Origin of the sequence: Pseudomonas sp. BP01, assembly GCF_022760795.1 — a bacterium.
Lineage (GTDB): Bacteria > Pseudomonadota > Gammaproteobacteria > Pseudomonadales > Pseudomonadaceae > Aquipseudomonas > Aquipseudomonas putida_Q.
Genome location: NZ_JAFBKA010000133.1, coordinates 1 through 255, shown reverse-complemented (window position 1 = coordinate 255; position 255 = coordinate 1). Strand labels below are relative to the sequence as shown.

Below are 255 nucleotides of genomic sequence, written 5' to 3'. Positions count from 1 at the left end.
CCTGCTTCTTCAGTTCTTCCAGCTTTTTTAGGTAAGCGTTCTCCATACGCAGCCACTCAAGCTCAGCCAGCAACTGGTCGCGGCTTTTATCGGTGTCATCGGACGTCGTAGGTTTTATGGGGTAAGGTTTTTTCGACATGGCAGCGGGTTTTCTTCTCTTGGAAGCAGACAAATCCAGACTCCCACTGTAGTGCTGCCGCGCCCAAATGCCTATCTGCGAGGACTGACCAAGACCGAAATGGGCAGCGGTCTGGC

At 52.9% G+C, this 255-nt stretch carries 1 pseudogene; it reads right to left on the bottom strand.

The window, feature by feature from the left end:
- Positions 1-255, bottom strand: a pseudogene (locus JOY50_RS28810) (IS3 family transposase); the annotation flags it as partial.